This is a genomic window from Amycolatopsis lurida, from assembly GCF_900105055.1.
Taxonomy (GTDB): Bacteria; Actinomycetota; Actinomycetes; order Mycobacteriales; family Pseudonocardiaceae; genus Amycolatopsis; species Amycolatopsis lurida.
On record NZ_FNTA01000004.1, the window covers coordinates 153,536 to 179,706 of the forward strand.

Consider the following 26,171-nt stretch of genomic DNA (forward strand, 5'->3'; position numbering starts at 1 on the left):
CCTTCACGGACTGGTGTGACGCCCCGGACCGCTAAGAACCCATCCCCGCCCGTTCGAAGGCCAGCGTCGGCAGATCGACGGTGTGCGCGCCGCCGTCCGCCACGATCACCGCACCGGTGATGTACGACGACTCCGAAGACCCCAGGAACCGCACGATCGACGCGATCTCCTCCGGTTCGGCGGGACGGCGCAGCGGGACCTCTGCGGTGACGCGCCGGTAGCCCTCGTCGTGGCCGCCCTCGAAGCCCGCGGCCTCGGCGAACTGGTCCATTTCACCGTCCGCCATCGGCGTGCGCACCCAGCCCGGGCAGACCGCGTTCGCGCGGACGCCCTTCGGCCCGTAGTCGCGGGCGATCGAACGCGTCAGCCCGATCAGCGCGTGCTTCGCGACGGTGTAACCGGCGACGTTCGGCCCGGCGAACAGCCCGGCCAGCGACGACACGATGACGACCTGACCGCCGGTTTCGATCAGCGAAGGCAGCGTGGCCCGGCAGAACACGAAGGCACTCGACAGGTTCGAGCGCAGCGCCAGTTCCCATTCCTCGTCACCGGTGTCGACCACCGAGGACAATCCGTGCCCGCCGGCGTTGGCCACCACGACGTCCAGCCTGCCGAACTTGCCGACGATCTCCGCCACGGCGTTCTCGGCGGCTTCGCGGTCGCTGGCGTCGCACGCGATGACGTGCGCACCGGTCTCGGCGGCCACCTTCTCCAGCGGCTCGCGCCGTCGTCCGAGCACCACCACCTGCGCGCCTTCGTCGGCGTACCGGCGGGCCACCGCGGCGCCGATACCGGTACCGCCACCCGTGATCGCGACAACCTTCTTCACTTGCGGAGTCCTTTCTAAGCGGGAAAACCGGACCGGACCGAGACGCCGAAGTCGGCGAGCACGGCCTGGCCGTTGACCGCCCGCGAACGCGCGGACGCGAGGTGAAGCACCTGCCAGGCGACCTCTTCGGGAGCCTGCACCGGGAAAGCGGGATCGTCGAGCACGTCGCCGAGATCGCCGCGCGCCATCGGGGTGTCGACCACCGAGGGACAGACGCAGTTCACCCGGACACCGGGAAGATCGACGGCGAGCGCCCTGGTCATCGCGACCACGGCGCCCTTCGAAGCGCAGTACGGGACCATGCCGGGCGCGCTGGTGAAGGCCGAGTCGCTGGCCAGCAGCACGACCGAGCCACCCGATGCGGTGAGCCACGGCGCCGCGTGTTTGACCAGCAGGAACTGTCCGGTGACATTGACGGCCATGAGCGCGGTGAAGTCCGCCGCCGAGGTTTCGGTGATCGGCGTCCCCACCGGGCCGGAGATCCCGGCACAGCCGACCACGACGTCGAGCCCGCCGAAGCGGCTCGCGACGGCGTCGACCGCGTCGGCCACCGACCCCTCGTCGGTCACGTCGGCGCGGACGGCCAGCAGGCCGTCGGCCGGCGTGGGCACGGGAGCCCGGTCGAGGGCGCCGACCCGTGCGCCCTCGGCGAGGAAGGCCTGGACGCAGGCAAGGCCGATACCGGACGCCGCGCCGGTCACCAGTACGGCCTTGCCCGCGAGATCCAGTCCCATGGCGTCATCCTCCGGTCCGGACCTTTCACGGAGGTTGGCCGTCAGTGCACCCTTCTTGTCGGCAGCCGCATGACGGCCTTTTCACCCGGGGGTGGACCGGCAAGACTGCGAACCATGACCAGGCCGCATCCACTCGACCCGCTGACCGCCGACGAACTCACCGCAGGCCGCGAGATCCTGGCCGCCGAAGGCCTGCTCACCGCGACCACGCGGTTCCCTGCCGTCTTGCCGGTCGAGCCCGAGAAAGGCGACGCCGCCCCCGATCGCCGTGTCCGGTACACGCTGCTCGACACGGCGACCGGCGAGGCGCGCGACGTGGTCGTCTCGCTGGCGAAGCGCGAAGTGGTCTCCAACGAGAACTGCGGCCCAGGCCAGCCCGCGTACCTGTTCGAGGAGTACGACCTCGCCGCGTCGATCACCAAGGCGTCACCGGAATGGCAGGCCGCGATGGCGCGCCGCGGGCTCGGCGACCGGATCGAGCACGCCTTCTGCGCTCCCCTGGCTCCCGGCTTCTTCGGCAGGCCCGACGAAACCGGCCGGGTCATCCGCTCGCTGACGTTCCTGCGCGACGACGCGTCGGACAGCCCGTGGGCGCATCCGGTCGAAGGCCTGATCGTGCACATCGACCTGACCGGGCAGCGCGTCATCCGGGTGGAGGACGAGGGCGACGTGCCCGTGCCACCGGAGCACGGCCGCTACGGTGACGTCCCGGCCCGCACCACCCTCAAGCCGATCGAGATCACCCAGCCGGAAGGCCCGAGCTTCGCCGTCGACGGTAACGAGGTCACCTGGGAGGGCTGGAAACTCCGGATCGGTTTCAACGCCCGCGAGGGTCTGACACTGCACCAGGTCGGTTTCCAGGACCGGTCGGTGCTGCACCGCGCGTCGGTACCGGAGATGGTGGTGCCCTACGGCGACACCGCGCCCGGCCGGTTCTGGATCAGCTACTTCGACGCGGGCGAGTACCTGCTCGGCAAGAACGGCAACGACCTGCGGCTGGGCTGCGACTGCCTGGGCGTCATCCACTACTTCCCCGCGTTCGTCGCCGACGACCACGGCCACCCGGTCGAGATCCCGCGCGCGATCTGCATGCACGAGGAGGACTACGGGATCCTCTGGAAGCACACGGATCTCGACGGCCGGGCGGAGGTCCGCCGGTCGCGGCGGCTGGTGATCTCGTCGATCTCCACCATCGGCAACTACGACTACGGCTTCTTCTGGTACCTCTACCTCGACGGCACCGTCGAACTGGAGGCGAAGGCCACCGGCATCGTGTTCGCCGGCGCCGCGCACCCGGGCACGGACCACCCGCACGCCAACGAGATCGCGCCCGGCCTGTTCGCGCCGGTGCACCAGCACCTGTTCTGCGCCCGGCTGGACGTGGCGATCGACGGCGAACGCAACTCGCTCGTCGAGGTCGACGTCGAACGGATCCCCATGGGTGAACAGAACCCGTACGGGAACGCCTTCACCTGGAAGGAGACCCCGCTGCGCACCGAGCGGGAGGCTCAGCGGTTCGCCGATCCGGCCAAGGCGCGGGTCTGGGAGATCCGCAGTGCCGAGCGGACGAACCGGCTCGGCAAGCCCACGGCGTACCAGCTCGTGCCGCGGCCGTCCGCGACCCTGATGGCACAACCGGAATCGACCGTCCACCAGCGGGCGACGTTCGCCACCCGTCACCTGTGGGCGACGCCGTACCGCGCGGACGAACGTTTCCCGGCGGGTGACCGGCCGAACGCGCATCCGGGCGGCGCGGGTCTCCCCTCCTGGACGGCCGCCGACCGCGACCTCACCGACACCGATCTCGTGCTGTGGCACGTGTTCGGCCCGACCCACGTCCCCCGTCCGGAGGACTGGCCGGTCATGCCGGTCGACTACTCCGGCTTCTCCTTGCGTCCCTACGGCTTCCTGGACCGAAACCCGGCCCTCGATCTGCCCTCCGGCGCCACCGATGAGCACTGTTCCGCCCACGAGCACTAGGACTTCTTCGATGCCCGAACTGACCCTGTCCGACACGTCCACCTGGCTGCCGCTCGACGGTCTGGCCCCTGGTTTCGACGCGAACAAGGCGCCCACGGTCGGCGATTTGCACGGCCGCACCTTCGAACTCGCCTGTGAAGACGGCACCACGTTCGCCGCGGCCTTCTCCGGCACCCGGATCGAGTGGACTTACCACGGCACGGGCACCGACCGCTGCGAGACGTTCCTGGTCGACGACGACCTCTACTACGTCCAGTTCCACCCGCAGGCCCGGCAGGACGAGGCGTTCACCCTGCTACTGGACCTGCGCCGCGGCCGCGCCCTCATGGTGCTGAGCAAGATCGGCGACACCTCGCCCCGCGTCACACAGTCGTTCGTGGCCGCCACGATCGGCGGTATCGAGCCGACCGGGGAATCGCTCGCCCCGACCACGTCGCTGGTCGGGCGCCGGGTGCTGTGGGTGTACAGCACCGAGCACGCCTACGAGCACGTGTACCTCAGCCCGCACTGGTACACGTGGCAGTGCCTTGCCGGTCCGGAGCGAGGTCTCGCGGACACCGACGAGAACTCGGTCTACGAGCTGCGGCCGGGGATCTACGTCTTCGCCTGGCGGGAGAAGGTGATCCCGTGCGCGTCGGTGACCGTCGCCGACCACCGTGACGCGAAGCGGCTGCGTTCGCACGGCGTCCTTTTCGGACTGGACGCCACCGGCAGCACTCCCACCCACTTCACCTTCGGCGCGCACGGCAAGCTGCTCAGCACCACCGTGCACCCCGAGGCCTACGACCCCGCCGGGAGCTGAGCCTTGACCGCCGACATCGTCCTCACCAACGCCACCGTGTACACAGTGGACGGTGCCAGGCCATGGGCATCGTCGCTGGCGATCAAGGACGGCAAGGTGCTGTCCTTGGAGGACATCGAACGCGGGCCGAACACCGAGGTCGTCGACCTCGAAGGCGCGTTCGTGATGCCCGGCTTGGTCGACGTGCACAACCACCACGCCCTCGCCGGGCGCTCGGCCCTGTTCGAGCTGAACTTCGGCCTCGACGCGGGGCTGGACGACATCCTCGCGGCGGTCCGCTCCCGGGCCGCCGGCCTGGGGCCGGACGAGTGGGTGATCGGCGGCGCCTGGGCGTCCACTTTGGTCAGCACCCTCTCGCGGACGTCGGCCCGGCACGCGCTCGACGAGGCCGCCGTCGGACGGCCCGTCATGCTTTCGGACGACAGCAGGCACAACCGCTGGGTGAGCAGCCGGGCACTGGAACTCGCGGGGGTCACCGCCTCGACACCTGATCCGGCGGGCGGGGAGATCGTCCGCGACCCCGCCACGGGCGAACCCGTCGGCGTCCTGCTCGAAGCGGCGGGCGTCGCGGTCGAGCGGGCGCTCAGTGAGACACGGACGCTCACGGTGGACCAGCACGTGGCGGCGTCGCGGCACGGGATCGGCACGCTGCACTCGTACGGCGTCACCGCGTTCCAGGACGCCGGTGTCTCCGCCGACATCCTGCGGGCACTGAAGTCGCTCGACGACGCGGGCGAACTGCACGCCTGGGTCGTTTCGTCGCTGCTGATCAACGACCCGATCTTCGGTTTCGACCCGATCGGGGCACCGTTGCTGGAGGTCGCCGGGCAGTACCGGAGCGAGCATCACCGGCCGGACTTCGTGAAGATCTTCCTCGACGGTGTCCCGCCGACCCGGACCGCCGCCTTCCTGGAGCCGTACCTGCCGGATGCCGCGCACGGCGCCTGCCATCATGGCGCCACCACCATGCCGGGTGAAGAACTCGCCGGCTGGTTGCGCACGGCGGCCGCGGCGGGGCTCTCGGCCAAGGTCCACTGCACCGGGGACGCGTCGGTGCGCGCGACGCTGGACGCCGTCGAGAAGGTGCGTGCCGAGGGCTTCACCGAAGCGCGGTTCCAGGTCGCGCACGGCCAGTTCGTCCATCCCGACGACCTCCCCCGCTTCGCCGCGCTGGGCGTCGCCGCGGACATCTCGCCGTTCCTGTGGGTCCCCGGTGTCATCCCGGCGGCCATCGCCGAAGTCCTGCCCGGCGAGCGGGCCGGGCGGATGCAGCCCAACCGGTCGCTGCTCGACGAGGGCGCGCTGGTCGCGGGCGGTTCGGACTGGCCGGTCAGCGAGTCCCCGAACGCGTGGGAAGGCATCCACGGCCTCGTCACCCGCCAGGATCCGACCGGCACGTTCCCCGGCGCGCTGTGGCCTGAGCAGGCGATCACCCTGGACGAGGCGATCGAGGTCTTCACGCTGGCCGCCGCCCGCGCGATGGGGCTGGGCGACATCACCGGCTCGCTGGTCCCCGGGAAGTCGGCGGATTTCGTCGTACTGGACCGCGATCCGTTCCGAACCGATCCATCCGCGCTCGTCAAGACGAAGGTGACGCAAACGTGGTTCGCCGGGCACCGCGTGTATCACCGCGTCTGATCTCCTACACTGGTAGAAGAACCAGTGCGGGAGGTCTGCCGATGCCGAAGATCATCGACCACGACGAGCGGCGTAGCCATATCGTCGACGTCACCTGGGATTTGATCACCCAGGGCGGGATCGAGGCCGCCACCATGCGCGAGATCGCGGCGGCCGCCGGCTTCGCCAACGGTGCGCTCAAGCTGTACTTCCCCAGCAAGGAAGACATCATCCAGGCCACCTACGAACGCGCCCTCGGCATGATGCGCGAGTACGTGGAGCTGGACGAGTTGCGCGGGCTGACCGCGCTCCGCGAGCTGTGCGTCTCGTCGATGCCGATCGACGAAGACCGCATCGCCGCGGGGCGCGTCCTGCTGACCTTCTGGCAGCTTTCGCTGACCAACCCGAAACTGCAGGACAAGTACCTCGAGCACATCCGCTCGTGGCGGGGCCTGCTGCACCGGTATCTCACCGAGGGCAGGGAGGACGGCGACATCGTCACCGAAACGCCCGACGAGCAGCTCGTCGACGAGGTCGTGCTGATCAACGCCGGGGCCAACGTGATGAGCCTGGTCGCCGGCGAGTTCTCGACGATCGCCTTGCAGCGGCAGCACCTCGAATCCTTCTTCGAGCGCCTCACCCGCCCCTGACACTCGTGAGCGGTGAGGACGGTTCGAGCCAAAGGTTGCGTACCCGGCAGCTGATGCGGGGATAGGCCCTTCGCGTCTTGCCGGTGGCGCCGTGTTCCCCTCATACCCCGGAACCGGCGAGTTGAGTGCACCCACTGTGGCATGGGAGATGGTGAGCGTCCCCAATGCCACATTGGGCGCATCGGGGCAGCGAAGGGCCGCCGAGCACGAAGCCACCTTTGCCTAACGGGTCAGTAGAAGCAGATCTTGGGGCTCGGTCGAGTCCGTGAAGGCCTCCTTGAGGGACCCAGAGTCCCTCAAGGAGGCCTTCACAGACCGAGCTTGGGATCAACCCAAGACACGATCAGGCCTGCCGCCTCCAGAGGACTGAACGCGGCGGTCGAAGACCCGGGTGAGGAAGCTCGCCACGTGCCGGTGCGAGCGCGGTGAAGCGGGAAGATCCGTGTACAGGCCGTAGAATCCGTGGATCTGCCCCGAGTACCGCGTCATTTCGACGTGGGTCCCGGCGTCGGTCAGCCGCCGCGCGAACTCCTCCCCTTCGTCGCGCAGGACGTCGTACTCGGCCGTGAGCACCAGCGCCGGCGGAAGCCCGGTCAGGTCGTCGGCGCGTAGCGGCAGCAGGTACGGATCGTTCAGCTGCGCCGGATCCGACACGTACTGCTCGAAGAAGAACCGCATGGCCCCGGCGGTCATGCCGAAGCCTTCGGCGAAGTCCGCATAGGACCGGAACCCGTCGTCCGGATGGCCGTACACCGGGCAGATCAGCACCTGCGCGGCCAACGGCGGGCCACCACGGTCACGGGACATCATCGAGACCACCGTCGACAGGTTGCCGCCCGCGCTTTCCCCGCCGATGGCGATCCGTGTCCCGTCGACCGCTGGGCCGGCGCCTCCCGTGGCGAGCCAGTCGACGACGGCGTAGCAGTCGTCCGGGGCCGCCGGGTACGGATGCTCGGGCGCGAGCCGGTAGTCGACCGCGACGACGGCGACCTTCGCCGCGTTGCACACCGCCCGCGACGCGACCTCGTTCTCGTCGATCGAGCCGATCGTCCACCCGCCGCCGTGGATCCAGGCGAACGCGGGTACCGGCTCCGCGGCCTCGGGCAGATAGATCCGCACCCGCACCCCGGACGGCAGGACATGGTCGGTCACCGAGGCAACCTCCTCGACCGACTCGGGGCGTCGCCACGAAGCGGCGAAAGCGGCTCGCAGCTCGGGGGCCGTCAGAGGTCCGGCCGGAGCCTCGGAGGGAACGCTGCGGGCCAGGAGTTCCTTGACCGCCGGATCGAGCGTCACGGTCACACCGCTTCCGCGACCAGGACCCGTGGGCTGCCCGGCAACGCGAGCCGGTCGGTGACCCGCCAGCCCGCCGCGCTCAGCCAATCCCGGACCTCCGCCTCCGGATAGACGACCGTCCCGTCGATCACCAGGTATTCCCCCGCGTGCAACGCGTCGATCGGACGCTGGACCTCGTCGTCGTCGAGGAAGAAGTCGAGCAGCAGCAGTGTCCCTCCCGGCGCGGCGGCCGCGCGGGCGTTACGCAGGATCTCCGCGTTCTGCTTCGCGTCGAAACGGTGGACGACGTGGTTGACCATCACCAGGTCGAACTCGCCTTCGGGTCGCGCGGTGGGTGTCTCGGCGCCCACGACGGTCGCGCGATCCGCCAGGCCCGCCTCGGCCACGGCGGTGGTGACCGACCCGGTGAAGCCCGGGTCGAAGACGAACGTGGTGCGCAGTTCGTCGTTGGCCTTCATGGCTTCGACGGCGAACGCGCTGGAGAGCCCGCCGAGGTCCAGGGCCTTTCGATGCGAACCGAAATCGTAAGCGCCGGCCAGCATCTTCGCGTGCAGGGCGTTATACGTCATGACTCCCGCCATGAACGTGCTCCACCGCGCGTCGTCCATCTCCAGTTTGCCCGGCTCACCACTGTCGGCCGTGTGGCCGAACTGAAGCCAGTGCGGGTAGCTGATCGAGTCGAGGAACGTCAGGAACGGCGCCAGATCGAGGTCGCCACCGCCGAGATATTCGGCCGCGTCGGCGGCAAGCTCATACCGTCCGTCCACACGGGACAGCAAACCGAGTGATGACATGGCGTCACCGAGGATGCGGGTGATCTTCTCCGGTTTGCCGGTCTTTTCCGCCAGCTCCGCGGCCGTCAGCGGCCCGTCGGCGAGTGCGGTGAACAGGCCGATCCGGCTCGCCGCGAAGAGTTGCTTGGCCGCCATGTAGCCCACGGCGATGTCCACGATCCGCTCGGGACCGGCAGTCTTGGTCGACCCGCTCACGGGTGCCCTCCTTAGCTCGTTTCCGCCGAGAGTCTACAGACGTAGACAAAAGAATCCAGTGCAAGTTTTCGCCCGCTGCCAGGGAAAACCTGCCGGATATCAACTTCCTACATTCGTAGAATATACCCATTGACAGCGCACTCCCCCAGTGTCAACATGCGTAGAACTACCCCCGCCGGAGGCCCGTTCCCCGGCAGTGCGGCCCGCTTTGGGCGGGCTCGGGAAAGGGGATTCATGACCCTGCTCGAATTACGAGAACTCACCGTCGGTGTCATCGCCGACGAAACCGAACGCGAACTGGTGCGCGAACTCTCGTTCGACCTCGACCAAGGCCGGACACTCTGCGTGGTCGGTGAATCCGGCAGCGGTAAAACGGTGACGGCCTTGTCGATCATCCGGTTGCTGGAATTCGTCGCGCCGGTGTTCACCCGCGGTGAGATCGCCGTCGACGGCGTGGACGTCACGCGACTCTCCGCCGACGAGATGCGCGCGTACCGCGGCCCGCGGATCGGCATGATCTTCCAAGAGGCCTTGGATTCACTCAACCCGAGCCAACGGGTCGGCAAGCAGCTGATCGAGGCCTACCGGAAGCCCGGCTCCCTTCCGCGCCAAGCCGCGCGCAAGGGCACGCCACTGCATCGCGAGGCCGAGGCAAAGGCTCGCGGGCTGCTGAAGGAGGTGGGCCTCACCGACACCGAGCGGGTGCTTTCCCTTTACCCGCACCAGATGTCCGGCGGGATGCAGCAACGTGTGATGATCGCGCTGGCGCTGATGGCCGATCCGAGCCTGCTGATCGCCGACGAGCCGACCACGGCCTTGGATGTGACCACGCAGGCGGAGATCCTCACCCTGTTCGACCGGGTCCGCCGCGACCACGGCACGGCGTGCGTCTTCATCACGCACGACATGGGCGTGGCCGCGCAGGTCGCCGACCGGATCGCGGTGATGTACCGCGGCGAACTGGTCGAGCTCGGGTCCACAGAGGACATTCTGTACGCACCGAAGCATCCCTACACCAGGGCGTTGCTCGACTGCGTCCCGCAACTCGGGGTCAGCAGACGCGACGGATTCCCCACCATCTCCGAGAGGCTGCTCGAAGCAGCCATGAACGGCGAATCGGCGGTCGCGACCGAAACGAGGTCGTTGAGCCGCGCGAAATCCGGAGACAGCGGCGACGGCACCACGCTCGTCATCGACTCCGTGTCCAAAGTATACGGACGACGCGGCAGGTTCGCCCTGAGCCGCGAACCCGAGGTGCACGCGGTCAAGGAGGTCTCGCTGGAGATCGCGCCCGGCGAGTTCTTCGGCCTGGTGGGGGAATCCGGTTCGGGCAAGACCACGCTCGGCCGTCTGGTGAGCGCGCTGGAGCCGCCCACCTCGGGCACCATCTCCTTCGGTGAGCACCGGTGCACGCCGTCCGGACTCGACGGCGACGAGCGCGCGTTCCGCCGCCGCGCGCAGCTCATCTTCCAGGACCCGCAGAGCTCGCTCGATCCCCGGCACACCGCCGCCCGGATCATCGCCGAACCGCTGCGGGAACTCACCGGCCTCCGCGGCGCCGAACTCGACCGCCGCGTCACCGAATTGATCGACGAGGTCGGCCTCCCCTCCGACACCGCGAAGAAGCTGCCCTCACAGCTTTCCGGCGGGCAGCGGCAGCGCGTCTCGATCGCCCGCGCGATCGCGGCCGAACCCGACCTCATCGTCGCCGACGAACCCACCTCCGCACTCGACGTCTCGGTGCAGGGCCAGGTGATGAACCTGCTGCTGGAACTGCGGCGCACCCGCGCGCTCAGCTTCCTGTTCATCACGCACAACCTCAGCCTGGTGCTCTCCGTCGCCGATCGTGTCGGCGTGATGTACCGGGGCGAACTCATCGAAATCGGCGAGCCGGACGAGATCCGGCTCCACGCCCGGCACGCGTACACCCGCCGTCTCCTCGCGGCGAACCCCGAAATTGGAGTGCGGAACCCATGAGACGAACCCTGACCAAGGCCGCGCTCGGCCTGGCGACCGTCCTGCTGATCAGCTCGTGCATGGGAGGACAGGCCGGCGGCGGGGCCGCCGACGGGCCGCCGAAGCCCGGCGGCAACCTGAACGTCGCCGTGCCCACCGATCCCCAGTCCCTCGACATGGTCGCGAACCCCGGCCAGGTGACCGCGCATATCGGCAACATGATGTACGAGAAGCTGTTCGAGGTGGACAAGGGCTTCACCGCCCGGCCCATGCTGGTCGAGGACTACACCACCAGCCCCGACCGGCTCACCTACATCTTCAAGCTCCGCCAGGGCGTCACCTTCCACGACGGTAGTCCGCTGACTTCCGAGGACGTCGTGGCGAGCCTGAAGCGGTGGCAGCAGGTGCACCGCACCGGCCAGCTGGTCACGCCGGACATCGAAGCGATCACGCCGTCCGATCCGGCGACGGTGACCATCAAGCTCAAGCAACCCCGCTATCCGCTGATCAACGAACTCGCCGGCGCGGGCACGGAGATCTACGAGGCGAAGAACCTCACCGGTGTCGCACCGACCGGGTTCGCCAAGGACAAGGCGATCGGGACCGGGCCGTACAAGCTCAAGAGCTGGGACATCGGCCGCGAACTGGTGCTGGAGCGGTACGCCGGTTACAAGTCCCGGTCCGAAGAGGACTGGGGCGGGCAGGCGGGCGCCAAGCACGCGTACCTGGACACCGTGACCTACAAGGTGGTTTCCGACCAGGACGCGCTGATCAACGGCCTCCAGACCGGCCAGTGGGACCACATCATGCCCACGAACGACCAGTACGAGCCGCTGCGCAACAACCCGGCCGTGGTCGTGCGCAATCTGCCGGGCGGTAACGACAACGTGGTGATCCCGAACTTCAACACCGGTTCGAAGTTCGCCGACCCCCGCGCCCGCGAGGCGCTGAACCTGCTGCTGGACAAGGCCGCGATCAACGCGGCCACCGGCGGCAGCAAGGACCTCACCATCGAGACCGGCGCCTTCGCCTCGCCGGACAACAAGCAGTTCTATTCGACCGCGGGCGAAGAGGTCTACAAGGCGCACGATCCGGAGAAGGCCAAGCGGCTGCTGGCCGAAGCCGGGATCACGGCGGGCGCCACGATCCGGATCGTCACCACGAACTCGTATCCGGAGTTCGGCAAGTGGGCGGTGCTGATCCAGGACAGCCTGTCGAAGATCGGCATCAACACCAAGATCGACACCTTCGACTTCGCCACCATGCTCGGCACGCTGACCAAGGAACCGGGCGGCTGGGACATCACCACGCTGTTCTTCGACTCGGCGCTGACCTCGCCCGCGCAGATGCCCGCGCTCACCCTGGGCACCCTGAACGGTTCGTCCTCGCCCGAACTGGACGGCCTCATGGCCGAGTTCAACGCCTCGACGACACCCGAGCAGGCGAAAGCGGTGGTGGACAAGCTTCAGGCGTTCACCTGGAAGCAGCTCTCGGTGATCACCCTGAGCCAGTCGAAGCTGTACGCGGCCTACTCCCCCAAGCTCAAGGGCTACGGCGACTTCTACCGCGTCTTCTGGAACACCTGGCTGGCGTCATGACCGGTCTGCTGCTGCGCAGGCTGCGCGATCTCGTGATCATCCTGGTGATCGTCGGGACGATGATGTTCTTCGTCATCCGGCTGATCCCCGGCGACCCGGCGCAGGCCATCCTCGGCCCCACCGCGCGACCGTCCGATGTGGACGCCTTGCGGCAGAGCATGGGACTGAACGGGACGCTCTGGGAGCAGTACTTCAGCTGGGCCGGGAACGTGCTGCAGGGCGACTTCGGCACGTCGATCACCTATCACGCGCCGGTGCTCGGCGTGGTCGCCGACCACATCCTGCCGACGCTGACCCTGGCCGTGCTGTCGACGGTGATCAGCTTCTTCCTCTCGGTCGCGATCACCTCGTGGCAGGCGGTGTCGCCGCGCAATCCGGTGGCGCGGGCCCTGGACAGGCTCTCCGCGCTCGGCATGGCGATGCCGGACTTCTGGATCTCGCTGATGCTCGTGCTCGTGTTCTCGGTGACGCTGCGCTGGTTCCCGTCCAGCGGCTACGAGAACCTGTTCACCGATCCGGCGACGGCGGTGCCCGCGCTGGTGCTGCCGCTGACCGTGCTGGTCGTCGGGCAGACCGCGTTGTTCGTGCTCACCCTGCGCGAAAGCCTGCTCGGTGAGCTGCCGCTGGCGTATCTGCGCACCGCGCGGGTCAAGGGCCTGTCCGAGCGGCAGGTGATGACCAAGCACGTCCTGCCGAACGCGCTGATGCCGCTGATCACCCAGCTGGGCAGCAACTTCGCCATGCTCGTCGGCGGGATCGTGATCATCGAGTCCATCTTCGTCGTGCCGGGGCTGGGCCATCTGCTGATGGGCGCGGTGTCGACCCGCGACTTCCCGCTGATCCAGGGTGTGACGCTGTTCGTCGCGGTGCTGTTCGTGCTGGTCAACCTGCTGGTGGACCTCTCGTACGCGCTGCTCGACCCCAAGGTGCGTGTCTCGTGAGCGTGGCTCTCGTGGAAAAGACGTCTCCGGTGCGCGAAAAACCGTCGTCCGGCCGTGCGGCCAGGGTGTTCAGGCGGAACCGGATGCTGGTGATCACCACGGCCGTGCTGGCGGTGATCGTCCTGACCGTGATCGTGCTGCCGTTCTTCCTGCCGAGCGTCAGCGCGACCGACCCGGTCAACCGGCTACTGCCGCCGTCGGCCGCGCATCCGCTCGGCACGGACTCGTTCGGCCGGGACGTGCTCGCCCGGCTGGTCTCCGGCGGCCGCGCGTCGCTGGGGCTGTCCGCCCTGATCACCCTGTGCGCCGCCTTCACCGGTCTGGTGATCGGGCTGATCAGCGGGTTCTTCCGGGCCGCCGACGCGGTGCTGATGCGGGTGATGGACGCCTGGATGTCGTTCCCGGCGATCATCCTCGCGATGGCGCTGGCGATCTCGCTCGGCGCGAGCATCTGGACCGAGCTCATCGCGCTGACCGTGATCTTCACCCCGTTCACCGCCCGGGTCATCCGCAGCCGGGTGCTCGGCATCGCCGGTCGTGCCTACATCGGTGCCGCCCGCGTTTCGGGGATGAGCCGGTGGAAGATCCTCGTCGTGCACGTGTTCCCGAACGTGCTGCCGCTCGCGCTGGTGCAGGTGGTGATCCTGTCCGCGGCGGCGATGCTCGTGGACGGGGCGATGAGCTTCCTCGGCCTTGGTATCGCTCCCCCGACCCCGACCTGGGGCAACATGATCGCCGAAGGCCGGTCGTACCTCGTGCAGGCGCCCTGGCTGGTGATCGCGCCCGGCGTGACGATCATGGTGTGCGTGTTCCTGCTGAACCTCATCGGCTCGTCGCTGCGGATCGCCGTCGACGCCCGCGCGCGGACGCTGAGCGAGATGCAGCGCCTGCGCACCCGCCGCCCCTCCGGCAGCTGAGAAAGGATCCCGTTGTCTGCCACTACTTCCCTGGCCGTGCGCCGCTTCGCTCCCGAGACCGTCTTGAGACCGCCTGTGCTGCTGGTGCACGGCTTCGCCTCCGACGGGCACACCGACTGGATCACCACCGGGTGGCCAGCCGCGCTCACCGCCACGGGCCGCGAGGTCCTCATACCCGACCTTCCCGCGCACGGCTCCAGCCCGGCCCCCTCGGGATCGCTCGGTGCGGCCGCGATCACTTCCGAATTGACCCGGCTGGTCTCGGACCTGTCCGAAGTGGACGTTGTCGGGTACTCGCTGGGCGCGCGGCTGGCCTGGGAGCTGCCCGCGCAGGCTCCGGTCCGGCGGCTCGTGCTCGCCGGCGTGAGCCCTTTCGAACCTTTCGCCGCCGTTGACGTCACGGCCGCGCTGGCTTTCGCCGGTGGCGGCAAGGCACCGTCGGATCCGCTGACCGGGATGATCGCGCAGATGATCACCGCGCCAGGGCGGAATCCCGCCGCGCTCGCGCGGTGCATCGAAGACCTGCGGGCGGAGCCCTTCGCGCCGGTGGCCAATGCGGTCTCCGTGCCTACCCGCTTCGTGGCGGGCGTGGAGGATCCGGTGAGCCAGGGCATCGAGACGCTGGTGGAGCTGGTGCCGGGATCCTCGCTGGTGCGGGTGCCCGGGGACCACGGTGGGGCGCTGAGGAGTCCGGAGTTCAAAGCGGCCGTGCTGGAATTCCTCCAGTAGGCCTCGTGAGTGGTAAGGACGGTTAGAACCGTCCTTACCACTCACGAGCCCAACGTCAGAAGGTCCCGTCCGCGGCCACGTCCCGGTCCAGCCAGAGGTTTTCCAGAGCCGCCCGCACCTCCGCGCCACGAGACGCGGCAAGCGCGACGGCACCCAAGTTGTCCTCCAGTTGCGCAAGACGACTCACGCCGAACAGCACGTTCGCCACCGGCGCGTGAGCGAGGCAGAACGCTAGTGCCAACTGCGAAGGACTCACCCCGAAGTCCCCGGCCACGGCGGCGACCCGCGCAGCGGCGGCACGGATCGACTCCCGGATCCCGCCCGGATCGGCGCCGATCTTCCGCGACGGGGTCTTGCCGAGCAGCACGCCACCCTCGAACACGTCGGACGCCTGCAACGTCAACCGTCCCGCCTCAAAATGCGCGCCGTAGAAAGGACCTTCCGCCATCGAGCGTCGCGCGACGCTGTACTTCAGCTGCGCGAATCGCGGTGCCGGAAGCCCTTCGCGGGAAGCGAACTCCAGTGCCCGGTCCAGATCCGCGGCCTGCCAGTTGTTGACCCCCCAGACTTCGAAGCGGCCGAGGTGGATCTGTTCGGCCACTTCGGTGACGATCCGCGGGATGTCCGGGCGCTCGAAGTAATCGCCGACCACGACGGCTTCCGCGCGCTCGACGCCGACGCGGTCGAACGACGTCGTCAGCTGCTCGGCGAAACCGGTGCTCGGGTAGTCCCAGAGCCAGAGTTTCCCGCACAGCTGGTACTCGTCCCGCTTGATCCCGGCGGCGCGGACCGCCTCGCCGAAGAGCAGGTCCGTGCGCGATTGCTCGGCATGCGGCCCCATGTTGTAGTGAGCCACGTCGAAGAGCGTGATCCCGGAGTCGATCGCGTACCGGAGCAGGCGCACCGCATCGTCGAAGTCCATGCGGTCCCAGGTGTTCCAGGATCCCAGGCTCAGCGCCGAAGTGGCGAAGCCCAGCCCGTTCTGCTTCTCGTCCACGAGATTTCCTTTCGCTGACAACGGGAACAAGTTTTAGTCTACGATCGTAGAATGAACAAGAGACTTGTCGTGGTGACCGGCGGTGCCAGTGGCATCGGCCGCGGAGTCGCCGAAGCCTTCCAGTCCGCGGGTGACCGCGTGGTCATCGCCGACGTCGACGTCCGCGCGGCACACGACCTGGCCCGCGAACTCGGCGCCGAGCACGTCGAACTCGACATCTCCGACCCCGGATCGGTCGACGCGGCGCTGGCGCTGGTCACCGATCGGTTCGGTCCGGTGGAGGTCCTGGTCAACAACGCCGGCCTGGCCGGGGGCGGCGGACCGTTGGTGGGCTTGGACATCGGCGTCTTCGACCTGTGCATGCGGGTGAACTTCCGCGGCACCTTCCTGATGACGCGCGCGGTCGGCGCACACATGCTGACGGCGGGCACCCGAGGCTCCATCGTGAACATCACCTCCATCGGCGCCCGGCAACCGACTCCGGGACTCGGCCACTACGAGGCCACCAAGGCCGCGGTCGAGGCGCTCACGCGCTCGGCCGCGCTCGAACTGGCGCCGCACGGCATCCGCGTCAACGCCGTCGCGCCGGGGCCGGTGCTCACCCCGATGACCGCCGGTTTCGCCTCGGACACCGCCGCCCGCGCGGCGTGGGAAGCGAGGATCCCGTTGGGAACCATCGCTTCCGTCGCCGACGTGGTGCCGTCAGTCCTGTTCCTCGCCTCCGCCGACGCCGGCCATCTCACCGGGGTGAGCCTCCAGGTCGACGGCGGGCAACTGCTCACCTGAGTACACGACGCGGCCGCCGGACACGGTGAGTTCGACACCGACGTCCGGCAGGTCCGCGAACCCGACTTCCAGTGGGTTCGCGGCCAGCACGCAGAAATCCGCGACGCGACCCACGGTCAGCGAGCCCTTCCAGTCCGCCGCGCCGTCCTGCTCGGCGGCCGCGACCGTGTAGCAGCGCAGCAACCGGGCCATCAGCTCGGCGTCCACTTCGGACGCTTCCAGCATCCGGGCGGCCGCCGCGATGTGCACCCGCCAATCGGGGGTCACCACCGGCGCGTCACTGCTCAAGGTCAGCGGAACACCCGAAGCCAGCATTTCCGCCAGCGGCCACGCATGGGCACCGGCCTCGGCACCGAGCGCGTCCGCCAGCATTCCCCGCATCGCCACCGCGATCGCGGGCTGCGTGGTCAGGCCGACGCCCGACGAAGCCATTCGCGCCAGCTGATCCGCCGTCACCAGATCGCCGTGCACCAGGTGGTCACCACCGCGAAGAGAGCCGAGCGCCGCCTCGATACTGCGATCCCCCGTGGCGTGCACCGCCACCGTCATCCCGGCGTCGTGGGCGAGCCGGATCATCGCGGCCAGGTTGCCCGCACGGCTCGGATCGTCGTCGCCATCGACGAGCAGTGCCCCGTGCGAACCGTCGGCGTAGCAGTGGTGCGTCCACGCGGAGCGCATCGGAGGGATGCCGTCGGCGAAGATCTTCACCCCGGGCACGGTGAGCCATAACCGATTAGCGGGCGGCGTAGGAGTCGCCAGCCCACGCCGGAAGTCCTCAAGCGAACTCGCGCCGTCCAGCAGACCGAACAGCCGCAGCGCGGTCACCCTTGCTCGCAGAAGGCCTTCCGAGGCCAGCACCGCGTACTCCTCCAGCACCTCGGCGCTGAAACACCCGGTTTCACCAGGCCCCAGACCGGGTTCGGTGTAGCTCGTGATGCCCAGCGACGCGCACAGGTCGCCCGCGCGCAAGATGGCGGCCCGCCGTTCGGCCGCGGTGCGCACCGTTTTTTCTTCTCCCCCGGTGAAGCCGGCACCGCCGATGAGCATGTCCGGCCACCGCGCGCCGAGCCAGGTCGCGTGGAGATGAGAATCGTTGATGCCGGGGAGAACGGTTCTCCCCGACAGGTCGATCACCTCGGTCTCCGGGCCGATGTGGTCCAGCGCGACATCGCCGAGGGCGACGATCCGGTCGTCACGCACCGCCATCGCCCGCACGACGGTGCCCGCCGGGTCGAAGGTGAGTACAGGACCGCCGCGAACCACGAGTGAAGCAGGGCGAATACGTTGCGACGGCATGGTTTCCTCCAGGATCTGGACTTTTTCTCCTACGACTGTAGACTAAAAAGATGGTCAACAGAACCGAAGCGGCGGTGCTCACCGAACACGGCTCCGCGCTCACCTTGCGGGAACTACCGCTGCCCGAGGAGCCGGAACCGGGCGCCGCGCTGGTCCGGATCACCTGCACCACCCTGTGCGGCACCGACGTGCATCTCTGGTCCGGCCAGATGACCTTCCCCGGCATGCTCCCGATGGTGCTGGGCCACGAAATGGTCGGCGAGGTGCTGGCCGTCGGGCCGGGTACCACCGACACGCTCGGCCGCGAGATCGCCGAGGGCGACCGTATCGGCTGGTCCGAATCGACCTGTGGAAAGTGTCACGGCTGCACGATCTTGCGCGAACCTGTCGCCTGTGAGAATCGCGGATACGGGTTCCTCCAGCGTTCCGACGTCTTCCCCTACGCCACCGGCGGACTCGTGCGGTACTGCTATGTGACTCCTGGCGCGGCGAAACTTCTTCTGCCCGACGACGTCAAGGACACTTGGGCCTCGATGTCGGGCTGCGCGGGCAAAACCGTGCTGCGGGCCGTCTCGCGTTCGGGCGGGATCCGTCCCGGGGCGACCGTCGTGGTCCAGGGCGCGGGCGCGCTGGGCGTGTTCGCCACCGCGGTCGCGCGGATCTCCGGCGCGGGCGACGTGATCACCATCGGCGGACCCGCTGACCGGCTGAAGATCGCCGAGCGTTTCGGGGCCACCGCGACGATCCCGGTCGACGGCACCGTCGAAGACCGCGTAGAAAGGGTCAAGGAACTCACCGGCGGCCGGGGCGCCGACCACGTCTTCGACTTCGCCGGCGGGCCGACCATCGGCGAAGAGGCCGTCGCCTTCGCCGCCCAGCGCGGGACGATCGCGATCGTCGGTTCCACCGGCCCCACGCCCTCCCCCGTGGCACTGGGCACCGTGATGGGCAAGGAACTCACGGTCGTCGGCTCGCTCAACGGCGACATCGCCGACTACCACCGTTCGGTGGACTTCTTCCGCACGTTCGCCGACCGGCTGCCGTGGGACGAACTCTTCAGCGCGCCCGTCGGTCTTTCCCAAGCTTCGCGGAGCGTCGAGTCGATGGCCCGGCTCGGCGAACTCAAAGCAGTCATCGATCCCCGCCTCCCCTAGGAGAGTCCATGATCATCCCCCAGCGCCGGATCGGCCGCGACGGGCCGCTCACCGGCGTGCTTTCGCTCGGCTCGTGGCACACCTACGACCGGATGGACTTCCGTGAGGCGGTGGACCTCGTCCGCACGGCGGTCGATTCCGGTATCACGCTCTTCGACGTCGGTGTCTACGGTTTCCCCGGCGCCGCACCGGTCTTCACCGACGTGCTGTTCTCCGCGATGGTCCGCGCGGCCGGGCTGCGTCGCGAGGACTACCTGTTCTCGGCCAAGCTCTGGCTGGAGGGGTATCCGGAGCACGATCTCCGCGGCCAGCTGGACAACGCGCTCTTCCGCGCGGGCGTCGACCACGCCGATCTTGTGGTGCTCGGCGATCTCCGGAACGACGACACCGACCTGCACCGGCTGGTGCTCGATCTGAACGAACTCCGCGAGGCTGGGCTCATCCGGCAGTGGGGCGTCAACAATTGGTCCGCCGGCACGATCCGGGCCCTGCACGATTTCGCCGCGGCCGAGAACGTGCCCGGGCCCGCGATCGCGCAGCTGAAGTACAGCGTCGCGCGACGGTCCATTCCGGACGGTGCGCCCTTCGAGAAGGTCTTCGGCGAACTCGGGGTGACACTCCAGTCGTCGGACATCTTCGAGGGCGGGATCCTGCTCGGCAAGAACAGCGGCGCGCGCCAGGTCGGCCGCGACCCCGGCGACATCCGCGAACGCATCGCCGCCTCCGCCCCGGAACTGGCGAAGATCGCGGCCGGATTGGACGCGACACCCGCTCAGCTGTGCCTCGCGTTCACCCTCACGCACCCGGCCAACACGACCACGCTCTTCGGTGCGACGAGCACACGGCAGCTCGAGGACAACCTGGGCGCCGTCGACCTCGTCGAGCGCGTGGGCGCGGAACAGCTCCGCGAACTCGTCGAGCCGTACTGGGCCGACCAGGGCGTCGTCGATCCGGAGGGACCGTGACCGCTTTCGACCCCGAACTCGCCGAAGCCCTGACCGGGCTGCCCTCCGGGCCGCCACTGGGCGCCGAATCGCTGGCGGAGATCCGGCGGGCGATGGCCGACGGGAACCCGAGTTGCGCCGAGGCGATCGGCGACCGGGATCTCGTCTGGGAGGACCGGCGGGTCTCCGGCACCGACGTGGTCGTCACGGTCGTCAAGCCCAGGGAGGCCAGGGACGCGCCGGGGTTCTACAACATCCACGGCGGCGGGATGGTGCTGGACGACCGGTTCGCCGATCTGCCCAGAATGGTCGCCCTCGTCGAGGAGTTCGGCTTCGTCGCGGTGACGGTGGACTACCGGCTCGCCCCCGAACATCCGCATCCGGCGCCGATCGAAGACTGCTACGCGGGCTTGACCTGGATGGTCGAGCACGCGAACGAACTCGGCTTCGACCCTGGCCGGTTGATCGTCGGCGGCGGCAGCGCCGGAGGCGGGCTCAGCGCGGGCATCGCCCTGCTGGCCAGGGATCGCGGCGGACCGGCGCTGGCCGGTCAGCTCCTGCTGTGCCCGATGATCGACAGCCGCAACGACTCCGCGTCCACGGTGGAATTCGCCGAACGCGGGGTATGGGGCCGGGCCGCCAACGAGTTCGGCTGGCGATCCCTCCTCAATGGACAGACCTCGCCGTACGCCGTTCCGGCGACCGCGACCGATCTCGCCGGACTCCCGCCCGCCTTCATCGAGGTCGGCGCGGCCGAGATCTTCCGCGACGAGGACGTCGAGTACGCGCGGCGGCTCTGGCAGGCGGGTGTGCCGACCGAACTGCACGTCTGGGCGGGCGCGTACCACGGCTTCGACCGGATCGCCCCGGACAGCGAGGTGACCCGGGCCGCGCTCGCCGCCCGGGCCTCCTGGTTGCGCCGCACTATCGGCCGAGCATGAACCGGGCGGCCTGCTCGCCGACCAGCACCGCCGGCGCGTTGGTGTTGCCCGTGGTCACCTGCGGCAGCACCGACGCGTCGGCGATCCGGAGACCCCTGATCCCGTGCACGGCGAGCTCTGGATCGACCACGGAGTCCGCGTCGGTGCCCATCCGGCAGGTCCCGACCTGGTGGTGGTAGGTGATCGCGGTCCGCCGGACGTACTCGCGGACATCGGCCTCCGGCCCCGGATACAGCTCACGGGCACCCCAGTCGTCGGCCAGCGCGGACGCGCGGCCGATCTCCCGGCACTGTTCGACCGACGCGACCAGGCTCTCGAAGTCGGCCGGATGTTCCAGCGCGGCGAGGTCGATCAGCGGTTCGTCGAGCGGGCTCGGCCCCGAAAGGCGGAGGCTGCCCCGGCTGCGCGGCGTGACCATGCCCGCCATCAGCGAGAACCCGGTCTCCGGGCCGGTCATCCACGACTCGTACATCGGCACGCTGAAGTGGATCGGCTGGGTGTCGGGCACTTCCAGACCGGGGCGGCTGCGCCAGAACAGGTGGGTCTGCGTGACCGAGCGGCCGGGCGCGGGCGGATCGACCTGACGGCGATCGGTCGCGAAGATGACCGGCGACAGCAGGTGATCGTGCAGGTTCTTCCCGACGCCCGGCAGCTCCGCGACGACGTCGATACCGTGCACCTCCAGCTCGTCGACCGGGCCGACCCCACTGCGCAGCAGGATCGCGGGGGACGCCAGCGCGCCGGCGGCGAGCACGACCTCGTCGGCGAAGACCTTGCGCAGTTCGCCGTCGACCTCGGCCAGCACGCCGGTCACCTTGTCCCCCTCGAAGAGCAACCGGTGGACGAGCGCTCCCGTGTGGACGGTCATCCGTTCCGTCGCGGGTTGCCCATAGGCGAGCCAGGTGTTGAGGCGTTTGCCGTCGCGTGTGGTGACGCGCTGCACCGACACACCGTCGAGCTCGCCGCCGTTGTAGTCCGGATTGAACGGCAGGCCGATCTGCCCAGCGGCGTCCACAATGGACTGCTGGATCGGGTGCAGCGGCTCGTTCGGCACGACGTCGAGCAGATCCTTTTCGATCCGTTCGTACACCGGGCGCACGTCGTCCCACCGCCAGCCGGGCAGGTCCCAGCCGTCGTAATCGCCAGGCGCGCCGCGCACCCAGATCATCGCGTTGAGCGAATGCGACCCGCCGAGGACCTTGCCGCGTGGCAGGTGCAGGCGCCGGTTCGCCGCGTGCGGCTGCGGCACGGTGTAGTAGTCCCAGTCCTCCGGGCCGTGCCACAGCTCTCCGGCCCGTGAAGGGTCGTGAATGGCCGGGTTGGTGTCCGGCCCGCCCGCTTCGAGCAGGGTGACCCAGGCCCCGGAATCGGCCAGTCTCCTGGCGACCACCGAACCGGCCGAACCCGCTCCCACCACGATGACGTCCATGTCCCCCACCCTCGCAAGGCACGACGGCGTCCGGCGGATTCGGTTCGCTGGCCGACAATCGGCGTGCCCTGGCGGGCAAGACCGGAGACCTCGTGGCGCTCGATACTCGATCACACACCGGTCGAGGGGAGCCAGCCATGGCCACACGCCTGTTCATCGACGGACAGTGGACCGCCGCGGGAGGCGGGTCGCTGCCGACGTACGATCCGGCCACCGGCCAGGTGCTCGAGGAGGTCGGCACCGCGTCGGCCGCCGACGTCGACGCCGCCGTCGGTGCCGCACGGAAGGCACTGAACGACCCCGCCTGGGCCGGGCTGCTGCCGGTCCAGCGGGCCGCGCTCCTGTTCAAGCTGGCGTCGCTGGTCGACGAGCACCACGAGGAGCTGGCCGCGCTCGAGACGCGCGACCAGGGCCAGCCGATCGGCATCTCGCGCCAGGTCAGCGTCACCGGCGCGGCGGAGCACCTGCGGTACTTCGCGGGCTGGGTGACCAAGATCCAGGGCACCACCAACCCGGTGTCCTTCCCGGACACGCTGCACTACACCCGCCGCGAGCCGGTCGGGGTGAACGCGCTGATCACGCCGTGGAACTTCCCGCTGATGATCCTGGTGTGGAAGCTCGCGCCCGCACTGGCCACCGGCAACACCGTGGTGGTCAAGCCCAGCGAGGTCACCCCGCTGACCAGCATCCGGCTGGTGGAGCTCGTGCACGAGGCCGGGTTCCCGCCGGGGGTGGTCAACCTGGTCACCGGTGACGGTGCCGTGGGCGCGCTCCTGAGCAGGCACGACGACGTCGACCACCTGTCCTACACCGGATCGACCGCGGTCGGGAAACTGATCACGGCGGCGAGCGCGGAGTCGAACCTCAAACGCCTCACCCTCGAACTCGGCGGCAAGGCACCCAGCATCATTTCCGGCGACGCGGACATCGACGCCGCCGTCGCGGGCAACCTCGCGGGCGCGACGCTGAACAGCGGTCAGGTCTGTGCCGCGTACACCCGGTTCTTCGTGGACCGCAAACGCGAACAGGAGTTCGTCGCGAAGCTGGCCGCCGGGCTCGAAGGTCTCAAGATCGGGCCGGGGCTGGACGAGTCCACTCAGCTCGGCCCCCTCGTGTCCGCGAAGCACCGCGAGCACGTGGACTTCCTCGTCTCGACCGGGAACGAGCAGGGTGCGGAGCTGGTCACCGGCGGCAAGCCCGTCGACCGCGACGGCTATTTCTACTCCCCGACGTTGTTCGCCGGTGTCGCCGACGACATGACGATCATGCGCGAGGAGATCTTCGGCCCGGTCCTCGCCGTCACCGCCTACGACGATCCGGACGAACTGCTCGCCCGGGCGAACGACACCGAATACGGGCTCGCGGCCACCGTGTGGACTCGCGATCTGGGCGTCGCGCAGCGGTTCGCCAACGGCATCCGGGCGGGCGCGGTGTTCGTCAACATGCCGCCGATCCCCGACATGGCGGCGCCTTGGGGCGGCTACAAGGCGTCCGGCTGGGGCCGCGAGATGGGGCCGTGGGCGATCGACGCGTACACCGAGATCAAATCCGTCTGGCTGCACTACTCGTGACCGCGGGCGACGCGGTCAACGGGACCGCGAAGAGCAAGTCGCAGATCGCCTACCACTGGATCAAGGCGAGGATCGACGACGGCACCTTCTCCCCCGGCTACCGCCTCGTGTTCGGGCAGATCGCCCAGGAACTCGGCGTCAGCACCGTACCCGTGCGCGAGGCGGTCCGGCGGCTGGAGGCCGAGGGACTGGTGACCTACGAGCACAACATCGGCGCGCAGGTCGCGATGGCCGACGAGAGCGACTACCAGCACACCATGCAGACGCTCGCGCTGGTCGAGGGCTACGCCGCCGCGCTGGCGGCGCCGTCCCTGCCTGGCGAGGCGCTTGACCAGGCCAAGGGACTGAACGCGGAACTGACCGCCTGCCTGGACAACTTCGAGCCGTCGCGGTTCACCGCGCTGAACCGCGACTTCCACCGCGTCCTGTTCGGCACCTGCCCCAACCCGCAGGTACTCGATCTGGTCCACCGCGGCTGGAACCGGCTGGCCGGGCTGCGCACGTCGACGTTCAGTTTCGTCCCCGGCCGCGCGCACGAATCCGTGCAGGAGCACCAGAAGATCCTCGACCTGTTCGACCGGAACGCGCCGGCCGGGGAGATCGAACTGGCGGTACGCGAACACCGGTTGACCACTTTGGAGACGTTCCTGGCCTGGCGGCACCCTTAGGCGTTTCACCCTCGAGGCAGCGACGGATGCCTCCTGGCGGGCCCCACAACTGTCCACAAGGGACATTGCCCGGCGGCCCAGTGGCCGATATGTACGGTTTCGCAGGAGGTCGTGAGTGCTAGGGAGCGTTAGAACGACACTTAACGCTCACGACCTCCGCCCCTGCCACCCACTCCGACGAAACACCTTCGGCTTACCCCTCATCGCGGAACCAGGCAAACCGCTCAAGCCGGACACTTACCCTTCACCAAGGTGTCCCTTGTGGACCCAGAGGCGCGGCCTGGCTTCCGCTCGCCGGTCCGGACCCGTGCCGGGGCGGCGGGAAGGCGTAGAAGCGCACGGAAAGTTCTTTTTCACCCTCCACCGGACGACGACGGCCCCGGCAGTACCGCGTGATCAGCTCGTGGTACTCCGCGTCCAGCTCACGGAACTCCTCCTCGGTCAGCCTCGTCGAAGTCCGCTGGGCCGTCGCCCACGGGCCGAACTCGTCGCGGTGCGCAGCCGCCCAGGACAGCAAGGTCACCTCGTCCGCGTACTTCGCGTCGAGGAACGCCGCGACCCGTTCCCGATCCGCGCCGTCGTAGTCCTCAGGCCTCGGCTCACGCAGGTCCTGCGGGATCGCGATCCAGTTCCCTTTCCGGTCACGGCGGACAAAACCGTTGTCCCGCAGAGTGTTCAGGCATTCGGCGACTTCGGCACGCTCCAGTCCCGCCCGGCGCGCGACCCCCTCCGTGTCGCCAGGAAGCCCTCGCGTCACCCAGTGATACCGCGGATCCTCCCGCATCTCGATATCCCGCAAGGTGACCGATCGCCGCGGCAGCGCGTCGCTCAACAGCGTCCGCGCGGCGAAAGCCAGCACCACGGCGACCGGGATCTCGACGAAGACGGCCAGAGCGACGCTGGTCCACCGTTCGGCCGACGTCCAGCCGAGCATGACGTCGAACCACGCGTCGCAGCACAACAGCGCGGCCGTGGCCGACAGCAGCGGCACGGCCGCCCGGCGACGACGCATCCCCAGCCACGCACCGGCCGCGAAGCAGAGCAGAAGAGCGACGTCGAATCCGACCCACGCCGCACGCCACTGCCCGGTGTCGTACCGGTCGGGCAAGGTGTGCGCGAGGTAGACGGTCCAGGGCACGAGCAGGACCGCCGCGCCGGCGAGCACCGCCAGGAGTATCCGTCGGATCATGATCACGACGCTAGAAGCGGGCGGCCGCCGAGGCATCCGGGATTCTCCCGGGTCCGGCCTCAGGGTCCACCAATCGGGCCGGTTTCTCGCCAGATGAGCGGGCCGAGGCGACCGAGTCGCGAAAACCTCTTTCGCGACACACCATCCCCCTGTCCCCG

The 26,171-nt window shown here is 68.9% G+C and carries 23 protein-coding genes; 15 read left to right on the forward strand and 8 right to left on the reverse strand.

Annotated features, from left to right (window positions below; all coding sequences use genetic code 11):
• Window positions 1-31 precede the first annotated feature (31 nt).
• Window positions 32-829, reverse strand: a complete 798-nt coding sequence (locus BLW75_RS06065; protein WP_034306172.1) for an SDR family NAD(P)-dependent oxidoreductase — start codon at window positions 827-829, stop codon at window positions 32-34.
• Between the two features lie 14 nt (window positions 830-843).
• Window positions 844-1,563, reverse strand: coding sequence for an SDR family NAD(P)-dependent oxidoreductase (locus BLW75_RS06070; protein WP_034306169.1), 720 nt, complete (start codon window positions 1,561-1,563; stop codon window positions 844-846).
• A gap of 114 nt (window positions 1,564-1,677) precedes the next feature.
• Here BLW75_RS06070 and BLW75_RS06075 point away from each other — a divergent pair, with 114 nt between their 5' ends.
• Genes BLW75_RS06075 through BLW75_RS06090 form a run of 4 tightly spaced genes read left to right on the forward strand, consistent with a single transcriptional unit; the run spans window position 1,678 to window position 6,612 of the window.
• Complete coding sequence (locus BLW75_RS06075) at window positions 1,678-3,543, forward strand: primary-amine oxidase (RefSeq protein ID WP_034306167.1); 1,866 nt, start codon at window positions 1,678-1,680, stop codon at window positions 3,541-3,543.
• 10 nt (window positions 3,544-3,553) lie between these two features.
• Window positions 3,554-4,345, forward strand: coding sequence for a molybdenum cofactor biosynthesis F family protein (locus BLW75_RS06080; protein ID WP_034306165.1), 792 nt, complete (start codon window positions 3,554-3,556; stop codon window positions 4,343-4,345).
• Between the two features lie 3 nt (window positions 4,346-4,348).
• Complete coding sequence (locus tag BLW75_RS06085) at window positions 4,349-5,983, forward strand: amidohydrolase (protein ID WP_034306163.1); 1,635 nt, start codon at window positions 4,349-4,351, stop codon at window positions 5,981-5,983.
• 41 nt (window positions 5,984-6,024) lie between these two features.
• Window positions 6,025-6,612, forward strand: a complete 588-nt coding sequence (locus tag BLW75_RS06090) for a TetR/AcrR family transcriptional regulator (protein WP_034306161.1) — start codon at window positions 6,025-6,027, stop codon at window positions 6,610-6,612.
• Between the two features lie 327 nt (window positions 6,613-6,939).
• Here BLW75_RS06090 and BLW75_RS06095 read toward each other — a convergent pair whose 3' ends face one another.
• Window positions 6,940-7,914: an alpha/beta hydrolase gene (locus tag BLW75_RS06095; RefSeq protein WP_091596948.1), complete on the reverse strand. Its 975-nt coding sequence runs from the start codon at window positions 7,912-7,914 to the stop codon at window positions 6,940-6,942.
• Window positions 7,911-8,897, reverse strand: a complete 987-nt coding sequence (locus BLW75_RS06100; RefSeq protein WP_034306159.1) for a methyltransferase — start codon at window positions 8,895-8,897, stop codon at window positions 7,911-7,913. Before BLW75_RS06100 ends, BLW75_RS06095 begins: the two co-directional genes overlap by 4 nt.
• Before the next feature lie 234 nt (window positions 8,898-9,131).
• Between BLW75_RS06100 and BLW75_RS06105 the strand changes: the two genes are divergently transcribed.
• The 5 genes from BLW75_RS06105 to BLW75_RS06125 all read left to right on the forward strand — a co-directional run bounded on the left by BLW75_RS06105 (window position 9,132) and on the right by BLW75_RS06125 (window position 15,038).
• Window positions 9,132-10,874: a dipeptide ABC transporter ATP-binding protein gene (locus tag BLW75_RS06105; protein ID WP_034306156.1), complete on the forward strand. Its 1,743-nt coding sequence runs from the start codon at window positions 9,132-9,134 to the stop codon at window positions 10,872-10,874.
• Complete coding sequence (locus BLW75_RS06110) at window positions 10,871-12,451, forward strand: ABC transporter substrate-binding protein (protein ID WP_034306153.1); 1,581 nt, start codon at window positions 10,871-10,873, stop codon at window positions 12,449-12,451. The genes BLW75_RS06105 and BLW75_RS06110 overlap by 4 nt, the downstream gene beginning before the upstream one ends.
• Window positions 12,448-13,392 carry an ABC transporter permease gene (locus tag BLW75_RS06115; protein ID WP_034306151.1) on the forward strand — a complete coding sequence of 315 codons (945 nt, stop codon included), beginning with the start codon at window positions 12,448-12,450 and terminating at the stop codon, window positions 13,390-13,392. The genes BLW75_RS06110 and BLW75_RS06115 overlap by 4 nt, the downstream gene beginning before the upstream one ends.
• On the forward strand, window positions 13,389-14,309 hold the full coding sequence (locus BLW75_RS06120) for an ABC transporter permease (protein ID WP_034306149.1): 921 nt from the start codon (window positions 13,389-13,391) through the stop codon (window positions 14,307-14,309). Before BLW75_RS06115 ends, BLW75_RS06120 begins: the two co-directional genes overlap by 4 nt.
• Window positions 14,310-14,384: 75 nt before the next feature.
• Window positions 14,385-15,038: an alpha/beta fold hydrolase gene (locus BLW75_RS06125; RefSeq protein WP_091596951.1), complete on the forward strand. Its 654-nt coding sequence runs from the start codon at window positions 14,385-14,387 to the stop codon at window positions 15,036-15,038.
• A gap of 55 nt (window positions 15,039-15,093) precedes the next feature.
• Here BLW75_RS06125 and BLW75_RS06130 read toward each other — a convergent pair whose 3' ends face one another.
• On the reverse strand, window positions 15,094-16,035 hold the full coding sequence (locus BLW75_RS06130; RefSeq protein WP_034306146.1) for an aldo/keto reductase: 942 nt from the start codon (window positions 16,033-16,035) through the stop codon (window positions 15,094-15,096).
• Window positions 16,036-16,104: 69 nt separating this feature from the next.
• On the opposite strand from BLW75_RS06130, the gene BLW75_RS06135 reads away from it, so the two are divergent.
• A complete protein-coding gene (locus BLW75_RS06135) occupies window positions 16,105-16,821 on the forward strand; it encodes an SDR family NAD(P)-dependent oxidoreductase (protein WP_143055437.1) in 717 nt (238 codons plus the stop codon).
• Here the strand turns inward: BLW75_RS06135 and BLW75_RS06140 are convergent.
• A complete protein-coding gene (locus BLW75_RS06140; RefSeq protein ID WP_091596954.1) occupies window positions 16,738-18,117 on the reverse strand; it encodes an amidohydrolase in 1,380 nt (459 codons plus the stop codon). The genes BLW75_RS06135 and BLW75_RS06140 overlap by 84 nt on opposite strands.
• A gap of 50 nt (window positions 18,118-18,167) precedes the next feature.
• Here BLW75_RS06140 and BLW75_RS06145 point away from each other — a divergent pair, with 50 nt between their 5' ends.
• Genes BLW75_RS06145 through BLW75_RS06155 form a run of 3 tightly spaced genes read left to right on the forward strand, consistent with a single transcriptional unit; the run spans window position 18,168 to window position 21,156 of the window.
• Window positions 18,168-19,271 carry a zinc-binding dehydrogenase gene (locus tag BLW75_RS06145; protein WP_034306140.1) on the forward strand — a complete coding sequence of 368 codons (1,104 nt, stop codon included), beginning with the start codon at window positions 18,168-18,170 and terminating at the stop codon, window positions 19,269-19,271.
• Between the two features lie 8 nt (window positions 19,272-19,279).
• The gene (locus tag BLW75_RS06150; protein WP_034306138.1) at window positions 19,280-20,236 is read left to right on the forward strand and encodes an aldo/keto reductase; all 957 of its coding nucleotides are present in this window, start codon (window positions 19,280-19,282) and stop codon (window positions 20,234-20,236) included.
• Entirely contained in the window at window positions 20,233-21,156 is a 924-nt protein-coding gene (locus BLW75_RS06155; protein WP_034306135.1) for an alpha/beta hydrolase, read from the forward strand. The genes BLW75_RS06150 and BLW75_RS06155 overlap by 4 nt, the downstream gene beginning before the upstream one ends.
• Here the strand turns inward: BLW75_RS06155 and BLW75_RS06160 are convergent.
• Window positions 21,140-22,585 (reverse strand): GMC family oxidoreductase, encoded by a 1,446-nt coding sequence (locus BLW75_RS06160; protein ID WP_034306133.1) that lies wholly within the window; start codon window positions 22,583-22,585, stop codon window positions 21,140-21,142. The genes BLW75_RS06155 and BLW75_RS06160 overlap by 17 nt on opposite strands.
• A 137-nt stretch (window positions 22,586-22,722) precedes the next feature.
• Here BLW75_RS06160 and BLW75_RS06165 point away from each other — a divergent pair, with 137 nt between their 5' ends.
• Window positions 22,723-24,156, forward strand: a complete 1,434-nt coding sequence (locus BLW75_RS06165) for an aldehyde dehydrogenase family protein (RefSeq protein WP_034306131.1) — start codon at window positions 22,723-22,725, stop codon at window positions 24,154-24,156.
• On the forward strand, window positions 24,153-24,824 hold the full coding sequence (locus BLW75_RS06170) for a GntR family transcriptional regulator (RefSeq protein ID WP_034306128.1): 672 nt from the start codon (window positions 24,153-24,155) through the stop codon (window positions 24,822-24,824). Before BLW75_RS06165 ends, BLW75_RS06170 begins: the two co-directional genes overlap by 4 nt.
• A 244-nt stretch (window positions 24,825-25,068) precedes the next feature.
• Here the strand turns inward: BLW75_RS06170 and BLW75_RS06175 are convergent, their stop codons facing one another.
• Window positions 25,069-26,013, reverse strand: a complete 945-nt coding sequence (locus BLW75_RS06175) for a hypothetical protein (protein ID WP_241783286.1) — start codon at window positions 26,011-26,013, stop codon at window positions 25,069-25,071.
• Window positions 26,014-26,171: the final 158 nt, after the last annotated feature.

Bases quoted from the DNA above. Each gene is read 5' to 3' on its own strand.
- BLW75_RS06070 (WP_034306169.1), bottom strand. From the start codon at position 1,563: ATGGGACTGGATCTCGCGGGCAAGGCCGTACTGGTGACCGGCGCGGCG.
- BLW75_RS06145 (WP_034306140.1), top strand. From the start codon at position 18,168: ATGGTCAACAGAACCGAAGCGGCGGTGCTCACCGAACACGGCTCCGCG.
- BLW75_RS06165 (WP_034306131.1), top strand. From the start codon at position 22,723: ATGGCCACACGCCTGTTCATCGACGGACAGTGGACCGCCGCGGGAGGC.
- BLW75_RS06075 (WP_034306167.1), top strand. From the start codon at position 1,678: ATGACCAGGCCGCATCCACTCGACCCGCTGACCGCCGACGAACTCACC.
- BLW75_RS06105 (WP_034306156.1), top strand. From the start codon at position 9,132: ATGACCCTGCTCGAATTACGAGAACTCACCGTCGGTGTCATCGCCGAC.
- BLW75_RS06080 (WP_034306165.1), top strand. From the start codon at position 3,554: ATGCCCGAACTGACCCTGTCCGACACGTCCACCTGGCTGCCGCTCGAC.
- BLW75_RS06175 (WP_241783286.1), bottom strand. From the start codon at position 26,013: ATGATCCGACGGATACTCCTGGCGGTGCTCGCCGGCGCGGCGGTCCTG.
- BLW75_RS06140 (WP_091596954.1), bottom strand. From the start codon at position 18,117: ATGCCGTCGCAACGTATTCGCCCTGCTTCACTCGTGGTTCGCGGCGGT.
- BLW75_RS06090 (WP_034306161.1), top strand. From the start codon at position 6,025: ATGCCGAAGATCATCGACCACGACGAGCGGCGTAGCCATATCGTCGAC.
- BLW75_RS06115 (WP_034306151.1), top strand. From the start codon at position 12,448: ATGACCGGTCTGCTGCTGCGCAGGCTGCGCGATCTCGTGATCATCCTG.
- BLW75_RS06110 (WP_034306153.1), top strand. From the start codon at position 10,871: ATGAGACGAACCCTGACCAAGGCCGCGCTCGGCCTGGCGACCGTCCTG.
- BLW75_RS06150 (WP_034306138.1), top strand. From the start codon at position 19,280: ATGATCATCCCCCAGCGCCGGATCGGCCGCGACGGGCCGCTCACCGGC.
- BLW75_RS06160 (WP_034306133.1), bottom strand. From the start codon at position 22,585: ATGGACGTCATCGTGGTGGGAGCGGGTTCGGCCGGTTCGGTGGTCGCC.